This is a genomic window from Embleya sp. NPDC050493 (assembly GCF_044458105.1).
GTDB lineage: Bacteria > Actinomycetota > Actinomycetes > Streptomycetales > Streptomycetaceae > Embleya.
On record NZ_JBITHP010000015.1, the window covers coordinates 174,534 to 195,054 of the forward strand.

Below are 20,521 nucleotides of genomic sequence, written 5' to 3' on the forward strand. Positions count from 1 at the left end.
GGAGTCGCCGATAAACTGAGCGGATGTCAGAGATTGTCGAGGCGCTGACCGACAGCATTCTGCACGCCGGCGAAGTGCTTCTTCGAGAGCATGGTGCCTGCCCTCGACCCCAAGTCCACATCCTGGCCGAGGACATGGACCAGCCCTACGTCGGATTCGTTACGTGTCGGCCCTTCTACCGGGGCACGGACGCGGCCAACGCACTCGCGGGCCTGGGGTTGCTTCCGTCGGTGCTCATGGCGACCCGGCTCGTCGTCGCGTGGGAGGACTGCGACCTGCGCACCGCGCTGGAGATGCCCGGGGAGTTCTTCGCGACGGGTCTCACCATCCTCGACGCGAGGTTCCAGGAGCACACCCTCCGCTGGTACCCCTATGACGTCGAATGGGGAGACCCCAGCCCGTACGGCATACCCACCGTCGTCCCGGGCTGGCGTACTCCCGCGCGATACGAAAATGTGCCGCTGTTGGCGCCGATCGAGGCTCTGCTCGACGTGTGGCGGACGTTCCGGGACGACGACATTCAACAGACCGCCACCGAACTTCAGGACGCGGGCTACGAGTTGACCATGATCAAGCGCTGACCGGTCCGGGCTCGTTCGGGCCCGCCTGCCTCGTCGTCGGACCGGGCGCCGAGGCGCCCGCCGGGCCTGCGGGCGGCGCCGGCGGCTCGTCCTGGTCGTCCGTCACCCCATTCGGTTGGTATCCGCGTGAGCTTCCGGGGTCGCCGAGCAATGCCCGCTCCCACGGCGTGAGTTCGTCATGCGGTTCCGTCATTGCGGATTCCTTTCGGGGCTTTTGACCAGTTCCACCACGTCGACATCGGCCATCCGAAGATAGATCCCGTCCGTGGACTCCACTCGAGGTCCGAAGGAGCCGTCCGGACCCATCCGGTACGACGATTGCAGATACAGGTCGGCGTCCTGTGGATAACCCGAAGCGTACGACCGGGTACCGAACCATCCGCCGATCCACGTCCCGTCCTTGAGCCGGGCTCGCACGAAGCGCGGCCCGCTGTCGGCCCGGGTGCCGAAGGCGTAGTCCCACGCCGTGGGTACCGGCCGGTACGCCGAGCGGGCACGTCGCCGTTCCCGGTACGACACCGCGGCGGCCGCCGCGGCCGGCGCTCCGAGAAAGAGCACCAGCGCCCAGAGGCCGATCATCCGCGGGTGCTCGAGCGCCAATGCGCTCGGCCCGGACCGCTCCGCCTTTCGCCACGCCTCGACGAGAACCGGCCCGGCGACGAGCACGTACAACCCGTCCAGCGCCACACTGGCCGTGATCGCGCGAAGTATGCGCTCCCCCAACTGCGCTTCCCCGGCAACCGGGCCGCGCAGCCGCTCGCGGAGGAACTGGTAGGTCAGCCCGGGCAGAAGAAACAGCACAAGGGCCACCAACTGGCCGACAGTGGACGGCGGTTGCATACCTCCCCCTTCATGTGGTCCCGCCGACGAGCCTGCCAGACGACGGGAAGCCCTATCGAAGAAATCCGATAGGGCCTCCGGCACATCTCCTGCACGAAGATTCAGCACACGCCGGTTGCCGGCGCCATTCGTCGACGGGCCGCTGTACCGGCCACCGTCCCAGCCGACCGGGGCTGCGCTCGGGCCGCTCGGGTCGCGTCAGTTCTCGTAGTGGTAGCGGCACTGGGCGATCAGGACGGCGTCCTCGGTGGCCTTGTAGATCAGTCGGTGCTCGTCGTTGATACGGCGCGACCAATAGTCCTGGAATCCGTGCTTGAGCGGCTCCGGTTTGCCGATCCCCTCGTTGCCGTTCCGGGAGATGTCCGCAATCAGCGTATTGATGCGCTTCAGCGACGCCGGGAGCCAGGCCGTCAGGGGTCGAGGAGGGCGCTCAGGACGATGGCGGGGTCGGCGTCGGGTGGGCCGGCGGGGCGCCAGGTGGTTCCGTCCTTGGTGTACGGGTACCACAGGCCGTCCCGGCCCAGGCGTAGTTGGGCGGCTCGGCCCTCGACGGTCCAGCGGTTGCGCCAGGCGCGGAGGCGGGGTGGCTTGCCGTCGGGCCAGTCCGCCCGCAGCGCCTCACGGTCGCGCTCCAGGCGGGCGACGGGCGGCGTCCAGTCGTTCTCCAGCACATCCAGGGATGCCGCGCCACCGTGCCGCCACGCGTGGGTCGCGGCGGCGAGTTCGCCGGGCGTACGGCCGCAGTTCGAGCAGATTCGAGCCAGGACCTCCGGCGTCGGGTGGGCTGCCGCGAAGCGGACGGCATCCTGCCATTCGGTGAGCGGGACGGGCGGGATGTTGTCCGCGTGCCGGTCGCCGAGGGCTGCGGCCAGCAGGTGACGGGCGCGCGTCGCGGCGTCGGCGGCGAGCAGTTCGAGCGCGGCGGGGTCCACACCGGGCTCCGGGAGCGCCGAGTCCACCAGTGTGGGGCCGCGACCGGGCCGATCGGGCAACGGCGGCGGCGGGGGCAGGGGCGGCAGCTCGGTGCGGGAGGCGAAAGCAAGTCCGGCCGGATCGGCGGCCCGGGCCTGGGGTATGGCCGGGCCCGCGCTCACGGCGTCGGCCGCGGCTTCGGCCGCCGCGCGAGCGGTGTTGCGACGGCCGAGCTCGTCCATCAGCTCCCGCTCGCCGCGCCCGCGCAGGAGCAACAGCACGAAGGGGTCGCGGTCGAGCAGTCGGGCGACCTGGTAGCACAGGGCAGCGGCGTGTTTGCAGGGGTAACCCCAGTCGGGGCAACTGCACTCGGGGTCGAGGTCGCGGGGGCCGGGCAACATCGGGACACCTGCCGCCGCGGCATCGTCGGCGAGCCCGGCGGGCATCTCGCCGTCCAACAGTGCGGCGATGTTGGCGGCTCGCTCGGCGATCATGTCGAGCAGTCGGTCCCACTGCCGGTCCGTCAGCTGCTCGACCCGAACCGTGGAGCGGTACGGGGTGCGGCGGCTCCCGTGCACCGGGGCGGCGGCCGTGCCGCGATTGATGGTGACCCGGTCCACCGCGCCGCCGCGCGCGTAGGTCCGGCCGCGTTGGAGGCGCCCGGAGTCCAGGGAGGATTCCTCCAGGGCACGCAGCCATTCGCGGCCCCACCAGGACTCGGCGAACGGCGCTCGACTGCCCTTGGCGGGCGGGAACGCCTCGAAGGTGCGGACGGTGTCCTGGTCTTCCGACCGAGTGCGCCTGGTCATCGTCCCGTCCCTCGCAGCGTCGTCGGCGTGGTCTCCTGGTCCGACCCGGCATGCCCGGTCATCGTCCCGTCCTTCGCAGCGCGACCAGTTCGGCCAGTTCGTCGTCGCCGAGTTCGCTGAAGGCCGCCTCGCCCGAGTCCAGCACCGAGTCGGCGAGTTCGCGCTTGTGCCGCAGCATCTCCGCGACCCGGTCCTCCACGGTCCCCTCGGCGATCAGTTTGTGCACCTGTACCGGCTGGGTCTGTCCGATCCGATAGGCACGGTCGGTGGCCTGGTCCTCCACCGCCGGGTTCCACCAGCGGTCGTAGTGGATGACGTGTCCGGCCCGAGTCAGGTTCAGGCCCGTCCCGGCGGCTTTGAGGGACAGCAGGAACACCCTTTGCTCGCCGCGCTGGAAGGCGTCGACCATCTCCTCACGGCGCTTGACCGTGGTACCTCCGTGCAGGAAGAGCGTGTCCACGCCGCGTTCGGCCAGGTGACGCTCGATCAGCCGGCCCATGGCCACGTACTGGGTGAAGACCAGGGCCGATCCCTCCTCCGCCAGGACGGTGTCCAGGAGTTCGTCCAGGAGTTCCAGTTTCCCGGAGCGGCCCGGCAGCTTCGCGCCGGCCGGCTCCTTCAGGAACTGCGCGGGGTGGTTGCAGACCTGCTTGAGACCGGTGAGCAGTTTCAGCACCAGACCGCGTCGGGTGATGCCCTGTTTCCCCTCGATCTCGGCCATGAGTTCGCGTACCAGCGCCTCGTACAGCGAGACCTGTTCCTTCGTCAGCGACACCGGCCGATCGGTCTCGGTCTTGGGTGGCAGTTCGGGCGCGATGCCGGGGTCGGCTTTGCGCCGGCGCAGCAGGAAGGGGCGAACGAGCGCCGCCAACCGCCTGGCGGCCTGCTCGTCGCGATCGCCCTCGACGGCCTTCGCGTAGCGATCGCGGAAGGAGGTGAGCGTGCCGAGCAAGCCGGGGGTGGTCCAGTCGAGCAGTGCCCACAGCTCGGACAGGTTGTTCTCGACCGGGGTGCCGGTCAGCGCGACCCGACCCCGCGAGGGGATCCGGCGCAGCGCCCGAGCGGTGTGCGCGTACGGGTTCTTGACATGCTGCGCCTCGTCGGCGACGAGCAGGCCCCAGGGCCGGTCCGCGAGGCGTTCGGCGTCACGGCGCATGGTTCCGTAGGTGGTCAGGACGAAGCCGCCCTCGGCTCCCGTGTCGAGCCCGTCCAGGTCGCGGCCGGGGCCGTGGAAGCGGCGTACCGGGGTGGCCGGTGCGAAGCGCCGGATCTCGCGCTCCCAGTTGCCGAGCAGGGAGGCGGGACAGACCACCAGGGTCGGGTCGGCGGTGGCCTCTCGTTCCTGGCGGCGCAGGTGGAGCGCGATGAGGGTGACGGTCTTGCCCAGGCCCATGTCGTCGGCGAGGCAGCCGCCGAGGCCGAGCGAGGTCATCCGGTGCAGCCAGTTCAGGCCGCGCAGTTGGTAGTCGCGCAGGGTCGCGAGCAGAGCCTTCGGGGGTCCCTGAGGCTCGCGGGCGGCGCGGGCTTCGGGGTCGGCGATCCGGGACCGCAACTCCTCCAGTGCACCGCTCGCGGTGACCGCCACCCGTTCGCCGTCCACCTCGACGCCGCCGGTCAGCGCGGCGCCCAGCGCGTCGATCGCGGTCAGCGACGGCGTCCCGGATTGCGCGGCCCGGCGCAGGCGGCGTACCAACTCCGGGTCCACGACCACCCACTGGTCGCGCAGCCGCACGATCGGCCGGTGCGCCTGCACCAGCCGTTCCAGCTCCTCCTCGGTGAGTTCCCGGTCTCCGAGCGCGACCCGCCAGCGAAACTCCGACAGCCCGCCGGAGGACAGGAAGGACTCGGCCGAGGACCGCGTGCCCTTGCGGCGGGCGGGTTCCAGGACCCCGGCGGCGGTCAGCTCGCGGACCAGCTCCTTGGGCCAGTGCACGGCGACGCCGGCCGCGGCAAGGCTCTCGGCTGCCTCACCCAGCAACGCCCGGGCCTCATCGTCGGACAGCTCCAGGCCGGTCGGGGCGGCCGTCTCCAGCAGCCGCGCGGCCGGGGGCCAGGCACGCGCGGCCCGGCGCAGCGTCAGCAAGGTGTCCACCCGGGCCCGTGGGCCGAACAGCTCGGGGGCGAAGGCCCGGCCGGACCACAGGTCCGCGGCGTCGGCGAGCATGGTGGGATCGCTCAGGCTGCGTAGTTGGACCACGGCGCGGAAGGAGTCCGCCCGGCCCAGTTCCAGCCGCAGCGACACCGCCAGACCCGCGTCGCGGCCGGCGGCGACCTCCGCCGCCCAGGCGCGCTGCCCGGGCACGGACTGCGGCGCTCGCACCGCGAACGCCGGTCCGCCGGCCACCGTGTGGGCGGCGGGAGGCCGGGTGAGGGAATCGGCCACGGCATCCAGGAAGGCCCGTAGCAACGGCTCGGCCGGCGGGAGGGCAAGCGGGGAAAGCCCGGGGACCGCGACCGCGCGGGCCTCGGGAGGCATGGCTGCGGCCAAGCCGGCCAGCCGCTCATGGTCGTCTGCGTCCAGCGGGCCGACTCGCCACGCGTCGAAGCCCTCCGGTGACACCCCTGGCAGCACCCGGCCCCGGGCCACCAGGTCCAGAGCGTGCAGGGCCGCCGCACCCCAGAACGCGGTTCCGGCCGACACTCGCCCGTCGCCGTGCACACCGAGTGCCCGGCAACGGGTCAACAGCGGCAACGCCTGCTCCACCGGCAGCAGTACGGCGGCCACCCGGGCCCGGCTCACGGACGAGCCGCGCGGTCGCACCACGGTGAGTTCCTCGGGGTCCATCCCGAGGTCCGGCGGCTCGCCGCCGAACGTCCAGAACGCCACCCGGCCCGACCGAGGCGGGTCCGCGGGAAGAAACACCGCCTCGCCCGCGGCGAGTTCGGACAGCAGAGCGAGCAGTTGCTCCCGGTCCGCAGGGGCCGCCCCGGACGCGGCCGGCCCGCCGGACTCGGCCGGGCGTACGCTCGCGGACTCCACCGACGGGTAGATCTTCGCCACCACACCCACTCCACAGCTAGGTCGGGACGGCGCGGAACCCGCGCGAACCCTCGGCCGGTCATGGCTATCCACACAGGTGGACAGCACGTGTCAAATGCGACTTCGCCCACTCGGCGCAATGCGAGAACCGAACTCCTGCCCTTCGAGGGCCGGCGGTTGGAGTACACCTATGACTTCGGTGACAACTGGCGGCACCTGATCACCCTGGAGAAGATCCTCCCCGCGTCCTCCGGCAGCCGGCGCGTCCGCTGCACCGGTGGGCGCCGCGCCATGCCCTTCGCCGAGCACCGGCTACCGAGCCGTGCACGGACCGGATCGAATCCCTGCGCGAGGAGGGATTCGACCCCGCTGCCTTCGACCGCGCGGCCCTGGACCGGCAACTGGCCGCCCCGGAGCCGAGGCGGCCCAGGGCCACCCCGGCGTCCGGATCGGCCAAGGCCACCCCCGACGGGCGGCGCTGCTCCTGCGGAGAGATCCACGACGACCTGTGGCGCTGCGACCACCCGGCCACCGGCGCCGCCCCTGGAAGCGGCCGGGCGACACCTGAGGACTCGGGACAAGGCGCCGGCCAAGCGGCTGCGCAGGTCCGCGACCAAGGTCGGATCCCGGCGCCGACGGTGAGGTCGGGCGCGAGGGACGCCTTCACCACGACCGAGGGGATCGGCTTGCACCGAAGCCGGCGGGCAAACCAGGCCGACGACGGCTCGCGAGGTCGCCGGGCCCCGACTCATCCGGCTCGGGGGCTTCGTCTTCGCGGGCATTCATCTCCGCGAAGACGATCTTGCCCGGTCCCGGTCGCTCGGCTACTCCCCAACAGGTCGTGACGGAGCGGACGATGAGCAGGCCGCGACCGCTTTCGGCGTCTCCGGTCGTGGCAGGTGCACACACGGGTCGGGCCGGGTGGGCATCGGCGACCTCGACTCGCACAACGCCGGTCGCGCTGTCGTAGGCGAGTCGTAGCGCGAAGTCGGTGTCCGGAACGCGACCGTGCAGCACGGCATTCGCGGCGAGTTCTCCGACCACCAGGGCCACCGTTTCGGAAGCCCTGCTGCCGTACGGGATGCCCCAGGTCGCCAGCTGGTACGTGGCGAGACGACGCGCCTGGCGCGCACCGCTCCCGGTCGCCGCGAAGCACCGGGTGAACACGCGTGCGGTGGCGCCGACTTGCATCAGTGGAAAGGTCATCCCCCAGAGTTCGCAGCTCGACGGAGCCGAGAACAGGGATTGTGCCAGTACAACCGGATCTGTACTGGTTAACCATATGGACCGGGCGAGTAACCCACCGTGACAATGAACCACGTTGCCGGGGCTCGGGAACGGAGGGTGGCAGAGATGACGGCGGAGAATGGCGGCAGGTGCGGTGAGCCCGAGTTGTCGGACAGTCTCAAGACGTTCGGCGTGGTACTCAAGGCTCTTCGAGACGAAGCCGGTCTGACACAAGAGGAGTTCGCGCCACTCGTGGGCTACTCGGGTCACTACGTCGCCAAGATCGAACAGGGCAGACGCTTCCCGCCCAAGGACCTGGTGACACGCTCCGAAGCGGCGCTCGGACCGACCGCGGGGCGCGTGCTGAAGGCCGCGGCGCAGAGCTTGTCGCGCAAGGCGGGATTGGCGTCGTGGTTCCGGCAGTGGGCGGGGATCGAGGAGGACGCGGTATCGCTGTGCACATACGAGTGCCGGGCGGTTCCGGGACTACTGCAACCAGAGACGTATGTCCGAACCATCTTCGAGCGTCGGCTGCCTCCGCTGTCCGAGGACCAGATCGAACAGCAGGTGGTCGCTCGACTCGAACGACAGCGCCTACTGATCGAACGGCCGAACACGGCATTCAGCTTCATCATCGAACAAGCCCTGCTGGAAAGGCGCTTGGGAGGCACGGAAGTCACTCGTGCCCTGATGGACCACCTCCTTGCACACACCAAGCTGCGCAATGTGGAGATTCAGGTCATGCCTCTGTGCCAGGAGGACCACGCGGGCATTGATGGTCTCATTTATCTGGCCGAGACCACCGAGCACACCTGGGTCGGATACTCCGAGGGCCAACAATCCAGCGTTCTGATCACAAGTCCGAAAGACGTGAGCGCGATGCTCCAACGCTATGGCAGGCTGCGCTCGCAGGCCCTCGGCCACGATGCCACGGTGAGCCTGTTGGAGGAGATGCGAGGAGCGCTATGAGTACCCCAGAGTCGACATGGACCAAGAGCAGCTACAGCGGCAGCTCCGGCGACAACTGCGTCGAGGTCGCCGTGCTCCCCGAGATGGTCCATGTCCGAGACTCCAAGGATGTACGCATCCAGGCCCTGGTCGTCTCGCCCACCGCGTGGTCCCGCTTCACCGCGCACACGGCAGGCAACCGGGGCTGAGTACCCGACGGTGGCCAGGCAGTTGGCCACCGCCGCGGCATGGCCGCCGACCGCAACCACCCCGCACCCGAAGCCCATTCCTTCGCGCACGTCTCCACCTGTCGCTCGCGCGGCGGACGACCCCTCATCCACGACGCCGATTCCACCACGACCGCGATAGATCGAGCGATTCGTCAACAAACCGAATGTCTGGCGCCGAATAGTCGCAAACACGCGCGGAGCGCCGTGCCGCCGGCTACCGTTGACGGTGGCATTTCGGACGCGAGGGGGAAATCGCGTGGATCCGTTGACACTTGCTGCGGCATCCGCAGTGGTGGGGGCTATGGCGACGCAGACCTGGGAGCAGGCACGCCAGGTCGTGGTGGCGTTCTGGCGGCAGCGTCGTGCCGAGGAGGTCCCGGCCATCGAGGCGGAACTGGCGCACTGCCGCACCGAGATAACCGAGGCACGCGCGGCCGGAGACGGTTCCGTCGAAGAGGCCCTGATCGGCGACTGGCAGCGCAAGCTCAGGCGGCTGCTGTCCGAGGACCCTTCGCTGCGGGCCGAGTTGCAGCGCGTCCTCGACGAGGAGCTGACACCGCTGCTCCCGGACGCCGCACGCGCCGAGATCACCAACATCCGGATGAGCGCCAACGTCTCCGGCCACGGAGAGGCCTATCTGGCCGGTCGCGACATGACGGTCAAGAAGACCTCCCCATGACGCAGCCATCGCCGCCGTCCCCGGACGAGGACCCCGGTCGGTCGGACCTGCACGCTTCGGTGAACGATCACGCCTCGGCGTACCTGTCCGGGCGCGACATGACCGTGGACAACAGTTCACGCACCCACAACAACAAGAGCATCGTCAAGCAGTTGGGGCCCCTCACACTGGTCATGCTGGTCACGGTCGCCGTGGCCGCGATCGTCGCCGTGGCGTGGCTCGTCGGGCGCGCGACCGAGGACAACGGCACAACGCCGGCCGCGACCTCGGCCAACTCCGAGATCACCATCGAGCCGAGCTCGGGTCCTCCCGGGACGCCCATCCGGATCTCGGGCACCGGGTTCCAGCCCGGCAAAATCGTTCAGGTGATCTGCCAGGATCCGATGAATCCGCAGCTCGGCGAGTTCCGCGCGGCCGCGGATGGCTCGTTCTCCGGAAAGGCCGTCATCCCGGACGACGATTGGATCAGGAAAGTCGGCGTCCAGCTCGCGATCGTGGCAGCGAGCGGCCAGGCACAGGACTCGGACCAGCAGGGCTTGACGTTCTTCACCGTACGGCGTTAGGGCGACGGCGCATCCGCGCAGGTGGGCACGGTCGGCGCACGCTGTGTGACGCCCGGTGGAGCCGCGGTCGGGGTCAGAGCCGTGCGCGGCTCCGGCCGGCGGGAATCAAGCGGCCGGTGTCTATGGTTGGTCGGTTGGTCCGCTTCGGTTCGCTCCGCCGGGGGTCGGCGAGCGCAGCCGTTGTCGTCTTCACGAACGAGGTAGTACAGCCATGCCGTCAGCCCGTGCGCAGGTGCGTCGTGATCTTGTCGCCGAGTCGGCGCCGCGTGGGCGAGCCGAGCGGGCGCCCGGGGCCGTCCTGACGTTGGTCGCGCTGTTCCTGGTGGCGATCAATCTGCGTGGGGCGATCACCGATGTGCCGCCGCTGCTCACCTCGATCCGGGACGATCTCGGGCTGTCGGGGGCCGCCGCCGGGGTGTTGACGGCTATCCCGGTCGTGTCGATGGGGGTGTTCGCGCCGCTCGCGCACCGTGGGGCCGCTCGGTACGGGTACGAGCGCACCGTGGCCGCGTCGGTGGTCGTGCTGCTCGTGGGGGTGCTGATCCGGCTGGGTGGGGCCTCGGTCGTGTTGCTCTTCCTGGGCACGTTGGTCGCCGGTGCCGGGATCGCGGTCCTGGGCGCGGCGCTGCCGGGTGTGGTCAAGACGCACTTCGCCGAGCATGCGGGGGCGGTCACCGGGTTGTACAGCGCGGCGGTCGGGGTCGGCGCGGCGGGTGCGAGCGCGCTCGCGGTACCGCTGTCCGACGGCTTCGGGTCGTGGCAGCTCTCCCTCGGTGTGGTCGCGATCCCGGCGGTGCTGGGCCTGTTCGCCTGGCTCCCGGTGATCCGACGCGCGAAGCCGGTACGGACCGACCCGAGCCGCACCGGCACCGGCACCGTCACCGGCACCACCGACGCAACCGAGGCCCGGCGCACCGAGCCGACGCCCGCACCCGCACCCGGCACCGCGGCGTTCGACACCTCCCCCTGGCGACGCCCCGTGGCCTGGATCCTCGCCGTCTTCCTGGTCATGCAGACCACCGCCTACTACGGCGTGGTCGGCTGGGTGCCCGCCGCCTACGAGGAGCAGGGCTGGAGCGCCGAGCGCGCGGGGCTGCTGCTGTCGGTGTTCGGCCTCACCGGGATCGTCTCCGGCCTGGTGATCCCGCTGCTCGCGGACCGCTTCACCGATCCCCGGCCGCTGTTCGCGGTCACCGTCGCGGGGGCCGTGGTCGGCATGGGCCTGCTCGCTTTCGCGCCGGATCTGGCGCCGTGGCCCACCATCGCGCTGCTCGGCCTGACGCTCGGCGGCGCGTTCCCGTTGATGCTGGTGATGCTCGTCCGCTTCGCGCCGAGCCCGGCGGCGGCCGGCCGGCTGTCCGCGATGACGTTCCTGATCGGCTATCCGATCGCCGCCGCGCTGCAGATCGTGTTCGGCACGATCCACGACCTGACCGGCGACTACACCGCGGTGTTCGCGGTGCTGTTCGCGATGACGCTGGTGGAACTCGCGGTCTCGCTCGGGTTGGATCCCAAGCATGCCCGACACCCCTGAGCATCCGTCACCGCCCGTCCCCCCGGCACTGTCCGCCCTACCGCCCCGCTTCCGGGACGTCCCGTACGTCCACGCCCGCCACCCGCAGGCCGTCGCGGCCGGTGACCTGAGCACCGGTGCCAACTGTCAGCTGTACGCGTACGCCTTCCTCGCCCATCACGGCCTGCACGTCCCGCCGCTGCGCTCGTCCGAGTTGTGGGCCGACGACACCGCCACCGTGCGGGTCGCCGAACCCGCGCCGCTGGACCTGCTCCTGTTCGACGCCGGCCCGCGCCCGGACCGCGATCCCGGCTACGCCGCGCACATCGGGGTGCATCTGGGCCCCGACCGGGTGCTGCACCTGTGCCGGGAGGTCGGCCGGCCGGCCGTCTGGTCGTACGCCGAGTTCGCCGCCCGCCCCGGCTACGCACGCCTGTTCGGAGTCAAACGGTGCCGCCCGGTGACGGAACACAACCACCCCCTCCCGTAGTTGAATTGCGACATGCCCGCTCCCGAGAACAGCGCCTTGAACTCCACCTCCGTCACCGAACCCCAGAGCCCGTCCGATGCGCCCCCGCCGCCCGTTCCGGCCTGGGAACGCCGCTACCGCGCGGCCCGGATCGGCCTGCCGCGCTGGGCCGACCACGCGCCCGCGAAGTCCGTCTTCGTCTCCAACGCCTCCGGCACCTTCGAGGTGTACGCCTGGGACCGGGTCAGCGGCGCACAACGTCAGGTGACCGACCGGCCCAACGGCACCTCGTCGTCCCGGATCAGCCCGGACGGGCGCTGGATCTGGTGGTTCGCCGACACCGACGGCGACGAGCTCGGCGTCTGGATGCGCCAGCCGTTCGACGGCGGCCCGGACGAGGTCGCCGTTCCCGGCCTCGCACCGTCCTACCCCGGCGGCCTCGGCCTGGCGAACGACGGCACGGTCGTGGTCGGCCGGATGACCGACGACGAGGGCTCCACGATCCACGTCGCCCGCCCCGGCGCCGAACCGGTGACCGTGTACCGCCACACCGAGTCGGCATGGTTGTCCGCGCTGTCCGAGGACGCCACCCACCTGGTGGTCGCGCACAACGAGCACGGCGACGCGATGCACGCTTCGCTGCGCGTGCTGCGCCTGGACGGCACGCCCGTGGCCGACCTGCACGACGGTCCCGAGGGCGGGCAACCCGACTCGGACCTGTCCGCGATGGGCTTCTCCCCCGTCGCCGGCGACCAGCGCGTGCTGGTCATCCACCAGCGCCGCGGCCGGGACGAACCGCTGCTGTGGGAGCCGCTGACCGGCATCGAGACCGAGCTCGACCTCGGGCTGCCCGGCGACCTGTCCGCCGACTGGTATCCCGACGGCCGGGCCCTGCTGATCGACCACGAGCAGCACGGACGTTCCGAGCTGTACCGCTACGACCTGGCAAGCAAGGAACTCACCCGGATCGACACCCCGCCGGGCACCATCGGCGCCGCCGGCGCCCGGCCCGACGGCAGCGTCGAGTACCACTGGTCGAGCGGTTCGACCCCCTCCGAGCTGCGCTCGACCGCGGGTGACGTACTGCTCACCCCGCCCGGCGAGCGTCCGCCCGGGTCGGTCCCGGTCACCGACGCGTGGGTGGAGGGGCCGGGCGGCAAGGTGCACGCACTGGTGTCCAAGCCCGCGGGCGAGGGTCCGTTCCCGACCGTGTTCAACATCCACGGCGGGCCGACCGCACACGACGGCGACCACTTCGCGGCGGACGTCGCGGCCTGGGTCGACCACGGCTTCGCGGTGGTCCGGGTCAACTACCGGGGCTCGACCGGCTACGGCAAGGACTGGACCGACGCGCTGCGGGTGCGGATCGGCCTGATCGAGCTGGAGGACATCGGCGCGGTCCGCGAGTGGGCCGTCGAGTCGGGCCTGGCCGATCCCGAGCGCATCGTGCTCTCCGGCGGCTCGTGGGGCGGCTACCTGACCCTGCTCGGCCTGGGCGTGCAGCCGGACGCGTGGGCGCTGGGGCTGGCCGCGGTGCCGGTCGCTGACTACGTCACGGCGTACCACGACGAGATGGACGTACTGAAGGCGATGGACCGCACGCTGCTCGGCGGTACGCCCGAGGAGGTCCCCGAGCGCTGGGCCGCGTCCTCGCCGCTGACCTACGTCGAGAAGGTGCGGGTCCCGGTGTACATCAGCGCCGGCGAGAACGACCCGCGCTGCCCGATCAAGCAGATCGAGAACTACGTCGCGCGGCTGGCCGAACTCGGCAAGCCGCACGAGGTCTACCGCTACGACGCGGGCCACGGCTCGCTGGTCGTCGAGGAGCGCATCCGGCAGATGCGCCAGGAGTTCGCCTTCGTCGACCAGGTGATCGGACTGCCGATCCCGAACCCGGCGTAGGCCGCCCCGGCCGGCGAATCTCGGCGGGTCGCGCTGCCGGCCGGCGCGATCCGCCGGCCACCGCGGTCCGCCGGACGGGAACCGGCTGCGCACGTGCCGCACGACGGGGCTGGGTGTCAGCTCTCGACGCCCAGCTCCGCGAGCAGTTGCGCCTCCCGCTCCTCGGCCCGATCGTCCGCTTCCCGGCGGACCACGCGCCACCACACGAACACGGCGGCGCCGGCGAAGACGAACCATTGCGCGGTATAGCCCAGGTTCTGCCAGGCCCGGCCGGAAATCCCGCCGCCCTCGGTCTTCTTCGCCGCCGGCATCGGCGCCAGCGCGGCCGCATCGGCGGCCGGGGTCTGCGCGGTCAGCGCGACGAACCCGTCGGTGAGCGGGTACGGCAGCATGTTGACCAGCTCGGGGGTGCTGATCATCGAGAGTTGACCGGGCCGCAGGTCGGTGGCGCGTTCCGCGTCCGAGGTGTGCTCCGCCTCGGACCATTCCAGCCGACCGGTGACGGTGACCGGTCCGGTCGGCGGCGCAGGGACGCTGTCGCCCTCGACCCAGCCGCGGTTGACCACGACCGCCGGCGCCCCGGCGACCAGCAGCGGGGTGACCACGTACGACCCCGTACGCCCGTCGAGTCGGCGCCCGGGCACCACGAGTTGGCGGCTCACGTCGTAGGTGCCGCTCACCGTGACCGAGCGGCCGCGATCGGCCCCCTCGACCCGGCCACCCGGCGGCACGAGGTCACCGATCGGCACCGCGGGAGCCGTGGACACCTTCTCCCCGCTGCTCCCGCCGCCCTTGTGCTCGCCGTAGCGGTGGAACTGCCACAGCCCCAGCGCCGCGCACACCGGGACCGCGACGAGCACGATCATGTGGAAGACCAGCCAGCGCGGCTGGAGCAGGAACCGGTACACCCCCCAACGGTAACCGTCGGCCGACGGCATCCGAGCGCGGGTGTCACCTCGCGCGCGGGTAGTCCCCGCGGCGGCGCGGTCGCGGCGATCCCGTCGAGAGGGGTCACCTCGCCCGCGAGTGGTCGGGCCCGGAAGATCCGCCGCCCGTACCTCGGCCCGGCTCGCCGAGGCGGAGTCTCACCTCGCGCGCGGGTAGTCCCCCGTCCGATAGATGTCGGTGCGGAACACGGTGCCGCCGCACGTGGGCGTCAGCGCCACCTTGGCCACGTTGAAGTCGTTGGCGACGAGTGCGTAGCCGAGCGCCGGCACCGGCGCCTTGGGCGCATCGGGGGCGCACCTGCCGTCCGCGGCCGGCACCTGCGGTTGCCACGCGAACTGGAACTCGTAGGCCTGGCCCGGTCGAAGCGTGATCACCGTGCCCGTCGACTCGGGCAGCAGCGGCAACCCGGCCGCGCCGTCGCCGGCCGTGTGCTGGTGCACGGTGACCTGCACGATCGGGTTCCCGGGCGGCGAGCCGACCGAGACCACTCCGGGGCCGGTCACCTGGCAGTCCTTGCGCGCGTTGCTGCGCACCTGGAGCACGCCGTACGCCAGGCCGTCGGCGCCGACCGGTCCGAGCCGGGCGTCCTCCCCGGACAGGTCGGTGGTCAGACACGCGGGGGTCGGCTTGGCCGGCGGCGCGGTCTCGCTCGGCGGCGCGCTGCTCGCGGGCGGCGCGCTCTGCCCGGTGCCCGCGCTCTGCCCGCTCGTCGGCGCGGTCGAGGCGCCGGATCCGTTCGTCGGGGTGCCGCCTCGGGTCGGCGGGTGGGACTGTCCGGCCCCGCCCGGAATCCCGGCGCTCATCCCCTCGCTCGGCCCCGGCAACGGCTCCGTGACGTTGACCGGGGACGACGAGGACTGGATCCCGCCGACATTCGACTTCGAGTCGTCGCCGCCGTCCACGGCGGTCCGCAACACGGGTGTGCCGACCAGCAGCGCCACCACCAGGCCGGCGGCGCCGAGCGTGGCCACCCGCCGTTGTCTGCGCCGGGCCGGCACGGCCACCCGCAGCCGGTCCAACGCGTCCGACGAAGGCCGCACGTCGGCCACCGCCGCATGCAGTCGCCGGCGCACCTCTGCCGCGAGGTCGTCGGGGTCGGGACCAAGGGTCCCCGGGTCGTTCGTCACGGCGTCTCCATCCGGGCCCGGAGGGCTTCCAGTCCGCGTGAGGCGTACGCCTTCACCGAGCCGACCGACAGTCCGAGCAGATCGGCCACCTGAGCCTCTGTCAGATCAGCGTAATAGCGCAGCACGATCACTTCCCGCTGCCGCCGTTGCAATTCGCGCAACGCCCTTACCAGCACGTCACGTTCCAACACGTGCCGTGAGCCGTCCTCGGTACTCGTCGATTCCGGCTCGGGCTTGGACAGCAGGCGCATGCCCATGATCCGCCGCCGCAGCGTCGACCGGGACAGGTTCACCACGGTCTGTCGCAGGTAGGCCAGCGTCTTGTCGGCCTCGCGCAACCGATGCCGGGCGGTGTGCACCCGGACGAACGACTCCTGCACCACGTCCTCACACGAATCGGTGTCGTCGAGCAACAGGGAAGCCAAGCGCAACAACGAACCATAGTGGGCGCGATAGGTCTCGGTGAGGACGTCTATCGAGACGCCCGCGTCAGAGGACACGGAAACTCCCGAAACGCCCTGATCCAGCGCGCCGACCACAGGCATTCGGACCGGGCGCAGCGCCGGTTCCGCCCTCACGACCATTTCTGCCACGACTGTTGGACACTCGACCCCCCGGGAAGGTTGTATACGCCTGCGATCCGGGGACGGTCGTCGGCTCAGCCACACATCCGCCCACCGTAGTGGGCCGGGTGATGTGCAGTCAGCTACTCGGGTCCTGGAAGGGGCTGTCTCGGGTCCGGGGGGCGGTTGTCTCGGGTCCGGGGCGGCTGCTCGGGTCCGGGAAGCGGCCGTCTCGGGTCCGGGAGGCAGGCAGGTGCTCGGGTCCGGAAGCGGCTGTCTCGGCCGGCAAGCGGCTGTCTCGGGTCCGGAGGCGGTTGCTCGGGTCCGGAAAGCGGTCGCCGCACGCACGGCAGCCGGTGTCCCCACTCGGGGAACACCGGCTGCCGCAACGGTCCGCGGTCCGCGACTAGTCGCGCTCGACCAGTTCCGCGGCGACGACCTCGGCGATCTGGGCGGTGTTCAGCGCCGCGCCCTTGCGCAGGTTGTCCCCGCACATGAACATGTCGAGCGCGAACGGGTCGTCGATCGAACGACGCACCCGGCCGACCCAGGTCGGGTCGGTACCGACCACGTCGGCCGGCGTCGGGAACTCGCCGTTCTCCGGGTCGTCGCACAGCACGACGCCGGGAGCACCGTCCAGGATCTCGTGCGCGCGGGCGACCGAGACCTCGTTCTCGAACACGGCGTGCACCGCGAGCGAGTGTGTGGTGATCACCGGGACGCGCACGCAGGTCGTGTGCACCTTCAGGTCGGGCAGCCCCAGGATCTTGCGGGACTCGTTGCGAACCTTGAGCTCCTCGGACGACCACCCGTCGTCCTTGAGCGAACCGGCCCACGGCACCACGTTGAGCGCGAGCGGCGCCGGGAACGGGCCGAAGTCGCCCACCGCACGACGCACGTCGCCGGGCTGGGTGCCCAGCGTCTGGCTGCCCGCGACCTTGCCGATCTGCTCGCGCAGCGCGTCGACACCGGGCTGCCCGGCGCCGGACGCGGCCTGGTACGACGCGACCACGAGCTCCTTGAGGCCCAGCTCGGCGTGCAGCGCGCCCAGTGCGACGACCATGGTCAGCGTCGTGCAGTTGGGGTTGGAGATGATGCCGCGCGGACGCACCCGCGCCGCGGCGGCGTTGACCTCGGGCACCACGAGCGGGACCTCGGGGTCCATCCGGAACGCGCCGGAGTTGTCCACCGCGACCGCGCCCTTGCTCGCGGCGATCGGCGCCCAGTGCGCGGAGACCTCGTCGGGCACGTCGAACATCGCGACGTCCACGCCGTCGAAGCATTCCTCGCTCAGCGCGATGACCTCGACCTCCTCGCCGCGCACGACGAGCTTCTTGCCCGCGCTGCGCGCGGAGGCGATCAGCCGGATCTCGCCCCACACGTCCTGGCGGGTGGAGAGCAGTTCGAGCATCACCGTGCCGACCGCGCCGGTGGCGCCGACCACGGCCAGGGTGGGCTTGTCCTTGCGGGTCATCGGCCGGTACCTCCGTAGACGACGGCTTCGCCGGACTGGTCGTCCAGGCCGAACGCGGTGTGCACGGCCTGTACGGCGGCCGGAACGCCGTCGGCGCGGCAGACCACCGAGATCCGGATCTCGGATGTCGAGATCAGCTCGATGTTCACCCCCGCGCCGGTGAGCGATTCGAAGAACTTGGCGGTGACGCCCGGGTGCGAGCGCATGCCGGCGCCGACGAGCGAGATCTTGCCGATCTGGTCGTCGTAGCGCAGCGACTCGAAGCCGATCTCGGCCTGGGCCTTGGTCAGCGCGGTCATCGCACTCTGACCGTCGGACATCGGCAGCGTGAAGGAGATGTCGGTACGGCCCGTGGAGGCCGCGGAGACGTTCTGCACGATCATGTCGATGTTGATCTCGTTGTCCGCCACCAGGCGGAAGATCTTGGCCGCCTCGCCCGGCTTGTCCGGGACCCCGACCACCGTGATCTTCGCTTCGCTGGTGTCGTGGGCGACCCCGGAGATGATCGCGTGCTCCATGTCGTCCCCTTCGGGTTCATCCGTCACCCAAGTGCCGACGAGTCCCGAGAAGGACGACCGCACGTGCACGGGCATGTCGTAGCGGCGGGCGTACTCCACGCACCGCAGGTGCAGCACCTTGGATCCGCTCGCGGCCAGCTCCAGCATCTCCTGGTAGCTGATCCGGGAGATCTTCCGGGCCTTCTTCACCACACGGGGGTCGGCGGTGAAGATGCCGTCCACGTCCGTGTAGATCTCGCAGACCTCGGCGTTCAGCGCGGCGGCCAGCGCGACGGCGGTGGTGTCCGAGCCGCCGCGGCCGAGCGTGGTGATGTCCTTCGTGTCCTGGGACACGCCCTGGAAGCCGGCCACGATCGCGATCGCGCCCTCGTCGAGCGCGGAGCGGATCCGCCCCGGCGTCACATCGATGATGCGCGCTTTGTTGTGGACCGCGTCGGTGATCACACCGGCTTGGCTGCCGGTGAACGACCGTGCGTCGACGCCCAGGTTTTTGATCGCCATCGCCAACAGCGCCATCGACATCCGCTCACCCGCGGTGAGCAGCATGTCGAGCTCGCGCCCGGAAGGGATGGGACTCACCTGCTGCGCCAGATCGATCAGCTCGTCCGTCGTGTCGCCCATCGCGGACACCACCACGACCACTTCGTGGCCCTGCTTCTTGGTGTCGACGATTCGCTTGGCCACGCGCTTGATGCCCTCGGCATCGGCGACGGAGGAGCCGCCGTACTTCTGCACGACAAGGCCCACGTGCGCTCCTCGCTTGATATCTGTGCGGTCGGCACAGTCTAACTAGGCCGCTCGGTGGTCAAAGCTTTATTCACATTGTGAGACGTACGTATCAGTAGGCGGGATTGTGCGACGTACGCATCACTGAGCGGCATTCGGCATCAACAGCACCAAACGCCCTAGCCGGCGCCGGGAATCATCTGCGAACCGCCCGAATCGCCTGGTTCCGGGGAGTTCGGAGCGATCGGGGCGCGGTCGGGGCGATCAGGTGTGCGGGCCGCCCAGGACCACGGCGTCGTCGAGTTGCTCGGCGAGTTCGTCGACCAACTCGTCGGCGAGCGCCTGTCCGTCCGGGTCCAGACTCTCCGTGATCGGATCGTCCAGGCGGGCGTGCGACACCACCGATTGCAGCGCACGCAACACGGCGCTCGCGGTCGCGCCCCAGTTGGACATGTACGAGAACTGCCACCACCACAGCGCCTCCCGGCTGCGTCCGGCCCGATGGTGGGCCAGCCCGTGGGCGAGGTCGGCGACGACGCCGGCGACGTCGTCCGACAGCCGCGCCGCGACCGGTTTGGACTTGGGCACGTACGGGTCGAAGACCTCGTAGTACACGTCGATCGGCTCCAGCAACCGGGACAGCGCCGAACGCAGCGCGTCGACGTCCGGGTCGGGACCCGAGTCGGGCTCGAAGCGGTCGTCCGGCACCACGTCGGCGATCGCACCGAGTCGGCCGCCCGCAAGCATGAGCTGCGAGACCTCCAGGAGCAGCATCGACACCGCCTGCTCCGGTTCCTCGCCCTTGGCCACCTCGGTGACGGCCAGGACGAAGCTGTCGATCTGGTCGGCGATCTCACTGGTGAATTCGTTCAGGTCGTCAGACATCGAGCAGTCGTCTCCCCTCGAAGGCACGCCCGAGCGTGACCTCGTCGGCGTACTCCAGGTCGCCCCCCACCGGCAGCCCGCTGGCCAACCGGGTCACACGCAGACCCATCGGCTTGCACAGGCGAGCCAGATACGTCGCGGTCGCCTCTCCTTCCAGGTTCGGATCGGTGGCCAGGATCAACTCGGTCACCACACCGTCCGCGAGCCGGGTCATCAGCTCACGAATCCGCAGGTCGTCGGGCCCCACGCCCTCGATCGGGCTGATCGCGCCACCGAGCACGTGATACCGGCCCCGGAACTCGCGGGTCTTCTCGATCGCCACGACATCCTTGGACTCCTCGACCACGCAGATCACCGCGACGTCGCGTCGCGGGTCGAGACAGATTCGGCACTGCTCCGATTCCGCCACGTTGCCGCATGTGGCGCAGAACCGCACCTTGTCCTTGACCTCGGTGAGCGCGTGCACGAGGCGCCGGACGTCGGCCGGGTCGGCCGCCAGGAGGTGGAAGGCGATGCGTTGCGCGCTCTTCGGCCCTACACCGGGCAGTCGGCCCAGCTCGTCGATGAGGTCCTGTACGACGCCTTCGTACACCTACCGTCTCCCTGCTTGCTTTGGTTGTTCGGGGG

The 20,521-nt window shown here is 70.7% G+C and carries 20 protein-coding genes and 1 pseudogene; 9 read left to right on the forward strand and 12 right to left on the reverse strand.

Annotated features, from left to right (window positions below):
• Positions 1-23: 23 nt before the first annotated feature.
• Positions 24-581 carry a hypothetical protein gene (locus ACIBM5_RS27190; RefSeq protein ID WP_396009225.1) on the forward strand — a complete coding sequence of 186 codons (558 nt, stop codon included), beginning with the start codon at positions 24-26 and terminating at the stop codon, positions 579-581.
• A gap of 189 nt (positions 582-770) precedes the next feature.
• On the opposite strand, the gene ACIBM5_RS27195 is transcribed toward ACIBM5_RS27190, so the two are convergent.
• The 4 genes and pseudogenes from ACIBM5_RS27195 to ACIBM5_RS27210 all read right to left on the reverse strand — a co-directional run bounded on the left by ACIBM5_RS27195 (position 771) and on the right by ACIBM5_RS27210 (position 6,152).
• A complete protein-coding gene (locus tag ACIBM5_RS27195) occupies positions 771-1,421 on the reverse strand; it encodes a DUF6338 family protein (RefSeq protein WP_396009226.1) in 651 nt (216 codons plus the stop codon).
• Between the two features lie 198 nt (positions 1,422-1,619).
• Positions 1,620-1,811, reverse strand: a pseudogene (locus ACIBM5_RS27200) (Txe/YoeB family addiction module toxin); the annotation flags it as partial.
• A 20-nt stretch (positions 1,812-1,831) separates the two neighbouring features.
• Complete coding sequence (locus tag ACIBM5_RS27205; RefSeq protein WP_396009227.1) at positions 1,832-3,142, reverse strand: SWIM zinc finger family protein; 1,311 nt, start codon at positions 3,140-3,142, stop codon at positions 1,832-1,834.
• Positions 3,143-3,200: 58 nt separating this feature from the next.
• A complete protein-coding gene (locus tag ACIBM5_RS27210) occupies positions 3,201-6,152 on the reverse strand; it encodes a DEAD/DEAH box helicase (RefSeq protein ID WP_396009228.1) in 2,952 nt (983 codons plus the stop codon).
• Between the two features lie 51 nt (positions 6,153-6,203).
• Between ACIBM5_RS27210 and ACIBM5_RS27215 the strand changes: the two genes are divergently transcribed.
• On the forward strand, positions 6,204-6,764 hold the full coding sequence (locus tag ACIBM5_RS27215; protein WP_396009229.1) for a hypothetical protein: 561 nt from the start codon (positions 6,204-6,206) through the stop codon (positions 6,762-6,764).
• A gap of 21 nt (positions 6,765-6,785) precedes the next feature.
• Here the strand turns inward: ACIBM5_RS27215 and ACIBM5_RS27220 are convergent, their stop codons facing one another.
• Positions 6,786-7,328, reverse strand: a complete 543-nt coding sequence (locus ACIBM5_RS27220; RefSeq protein ID WP_396009230.1) for an ATP-binding protein — start codon at positions 7,326-7,328, stop codon at positions 6,786-6,788.
• Between the two features lie 147 nt (positions 7,329-7,475).
• On the opposite strand from ACIBM5_RS27220, the gene ACIBM5_RS27225 reads away from it, so the two are divergent.
• The 7 genes from ACIBM5_RS27225 (at position 7,476) to ACIBM5_RS27255 (ending at position 13,653) form a co-directional block, all read left to right on the forward strand.
• On the forward strand, positions 7,476-8,318 hold the full coding sequence (locus tag ACIBM5_RS27225; RefSeq protein ID WP_396009275.1) for a helix-turn-helix domain-containing protein: 843 nt from the start codon (positions 7,476-7,478) through the stop codon (positions 8,316-8,318).
• Positions 8,315-8,506, forward strand: a complete 192-nt coding sequence (locus tag ACIBM5_RS27230) for a DUF397 domain-containing protein (RefSeq protein WP_396009231.1) — start codon at positions 8,315-8,317, stop codon at positions 8,504-8,506. Before ACIBM5_RS27225 ends, ACIBM5_RS27230 begins: the two co-directional genes overlap by 4 nt.
• Before the next feature lie 322 nt (positions 8,507-8,828).
• A complete protein-coding gene (locus ACIBM5_RS27235) occupies positions 8,829-9,206 on the forward strand; it encodes a hypothetical protein (protein WP_396009232.1) in 378 nt (125 codons plus the stop codon).
• Entirely contained in the window at positions 9,203-9,769 is a 567-nt protein-coding gene (locus ACIBM5_RS27240; protein WP_396009233.1) for a hypothetical protein, read from the forward strand. The genes ACIBM5_RS27235 and ACIBM5_RS27240 overlap by 4 nt, the downstream gene beginning before the upstream one ends.
• A 211-nt stretch (positions 9,770-9,980) precedes the next feature.
• Entirely contained in the window at positions 9,981-11,303 is a 1,323-nt protein-coding gene (locus tag ACIBM5_RS27245) for an MFS transporter (RefSeq protein ID WP_396009234.1), read from the forward strand.
• Positions 11,287-11,772 carry a cell wall hydrolase gene (locus ACIBM5_RS27250; RefSeq protein WP_396009235.1) on the forward strand — a complete coding sequence of 162 codons (486 nt, stop codon included), beginning with the start codon at positions 11,287-11,289 and terminating at the stop codon, positions 11,770-11,772. Before ACIBM5_RS27245 ends, ACIBM5_RS27250 begins: the two co-directional genes overlap by 17 nt.
• Before the next feature lie 12 nt (positions 11,773-11,784).
• The gene (locus tag ACIBM5_RS27255; RefSeq protein WP_396009236.1) at positions 11,785-13,653 is read left to right on the forward strand and encodes a prolyl oligopeptidase family serine peptidase; all 1,869 of its coding nucleotides are present in this window, start codon (positions 11,785-11,787) and stop codon (positions 13,651-13,653) included.
• A 116-nt stretch (positions 13,654-13,769) separates the two neighbouring features.
• Here ACIBM5_RS27255 and ACIBM5_RS27260 read toward each other — a convergent pair whose 3' ends face one another.
• The 7 genes from ACIBM5_RS27260 to recR form a co-directional block, all read right to left on the reverse strand.
• Entirely contained in the window at positions 13,770-14,561 is a 792-nt protein-coding gene (locus ACIBM5_RS27260) for an SURF1 family protein (protein ID WP_396009237.1), read from the reverse strand.
• Between the two features lie 177 nt (positions 14,562-14,738).
• Entirely contained in the window at positions 14,739-15,728 is a 990-nt protein-coding gene (locus ACIBM5_RS27265; RefSeq protein ID WP_396009238.1) for a DUF4232 domain-containing protein, read from the reverse strand.
• The gene (locus tag ACIBM5_RS27270; RefSeq protein WP_391586561.1) at positions 15,725-16,312 is read right to left on the reverse strand and encodes a SigE family RNA polymerase sigma factor; all 588 of its coding nucleotides are present in this window, start codon (positions 16,310-16,312) and stop codon (positions 15,725-15,727) included. The genes ACIBM5_RS27265 and ACIBM5_RS27270 overlap by 4 nt, the downstream gene beginning before the upstream one ends.
• 385 nt (positions 16,313-16,697) lie before the next feature.
• On the reverse strand, positions 16,698-17,765 hold the full coding sequence (locus ACIBM5_RS27275; protein ID WP_020554885.1) for an aspartate-semialdehyde dehydrogenase: 1,068 nt from the start codon (positions 17,763-17,765) through the stop codon (positions 16,698-16,700).
• Entirely contained in the window at positions 17,762-19,030 is a 1,269-nt protein-coding gene (locus ACIBM5_RS27280; protein WP_391586322.1) for an aspartate kinase, read from the reverse strand. The genes ACIBM5_RS27275 and ACIBM5_RS27280 overlap by 4 nt, the downstream gene beginning before the upstream one ends.
• Before the next feature lie 243 nt (positions 19,031-19,273).
• The gene (locus tag ACIBM5_RS27285; RefSeq protein WP_391586321.1) at positions 19,274-19,894 is read right to left on the reverse strand and encodes a DUF5063 domain-containing protein; all 621 of its coding nucleotides are present in this window, start codon (positions 19,892-19,894) and stop codon (positions 19,274-19,276) included.
• On the reverse strand, positions 19,887-20,486 hold the full coding sequence (recR, locus tag ACIBM5_RS27290; protein WP_391586320.1) for a recombination mediator RecR: 600 nt from the start codon (positions 20,484-20,486) through the stop codon (positions 19,887-19,889). Before recR ends, ACIBM5_RS27285 begins: the two co-directional genes overlap by 8 nt.
• Positions 20,487-20,521 lie beyond the last annotated feature (35 nt).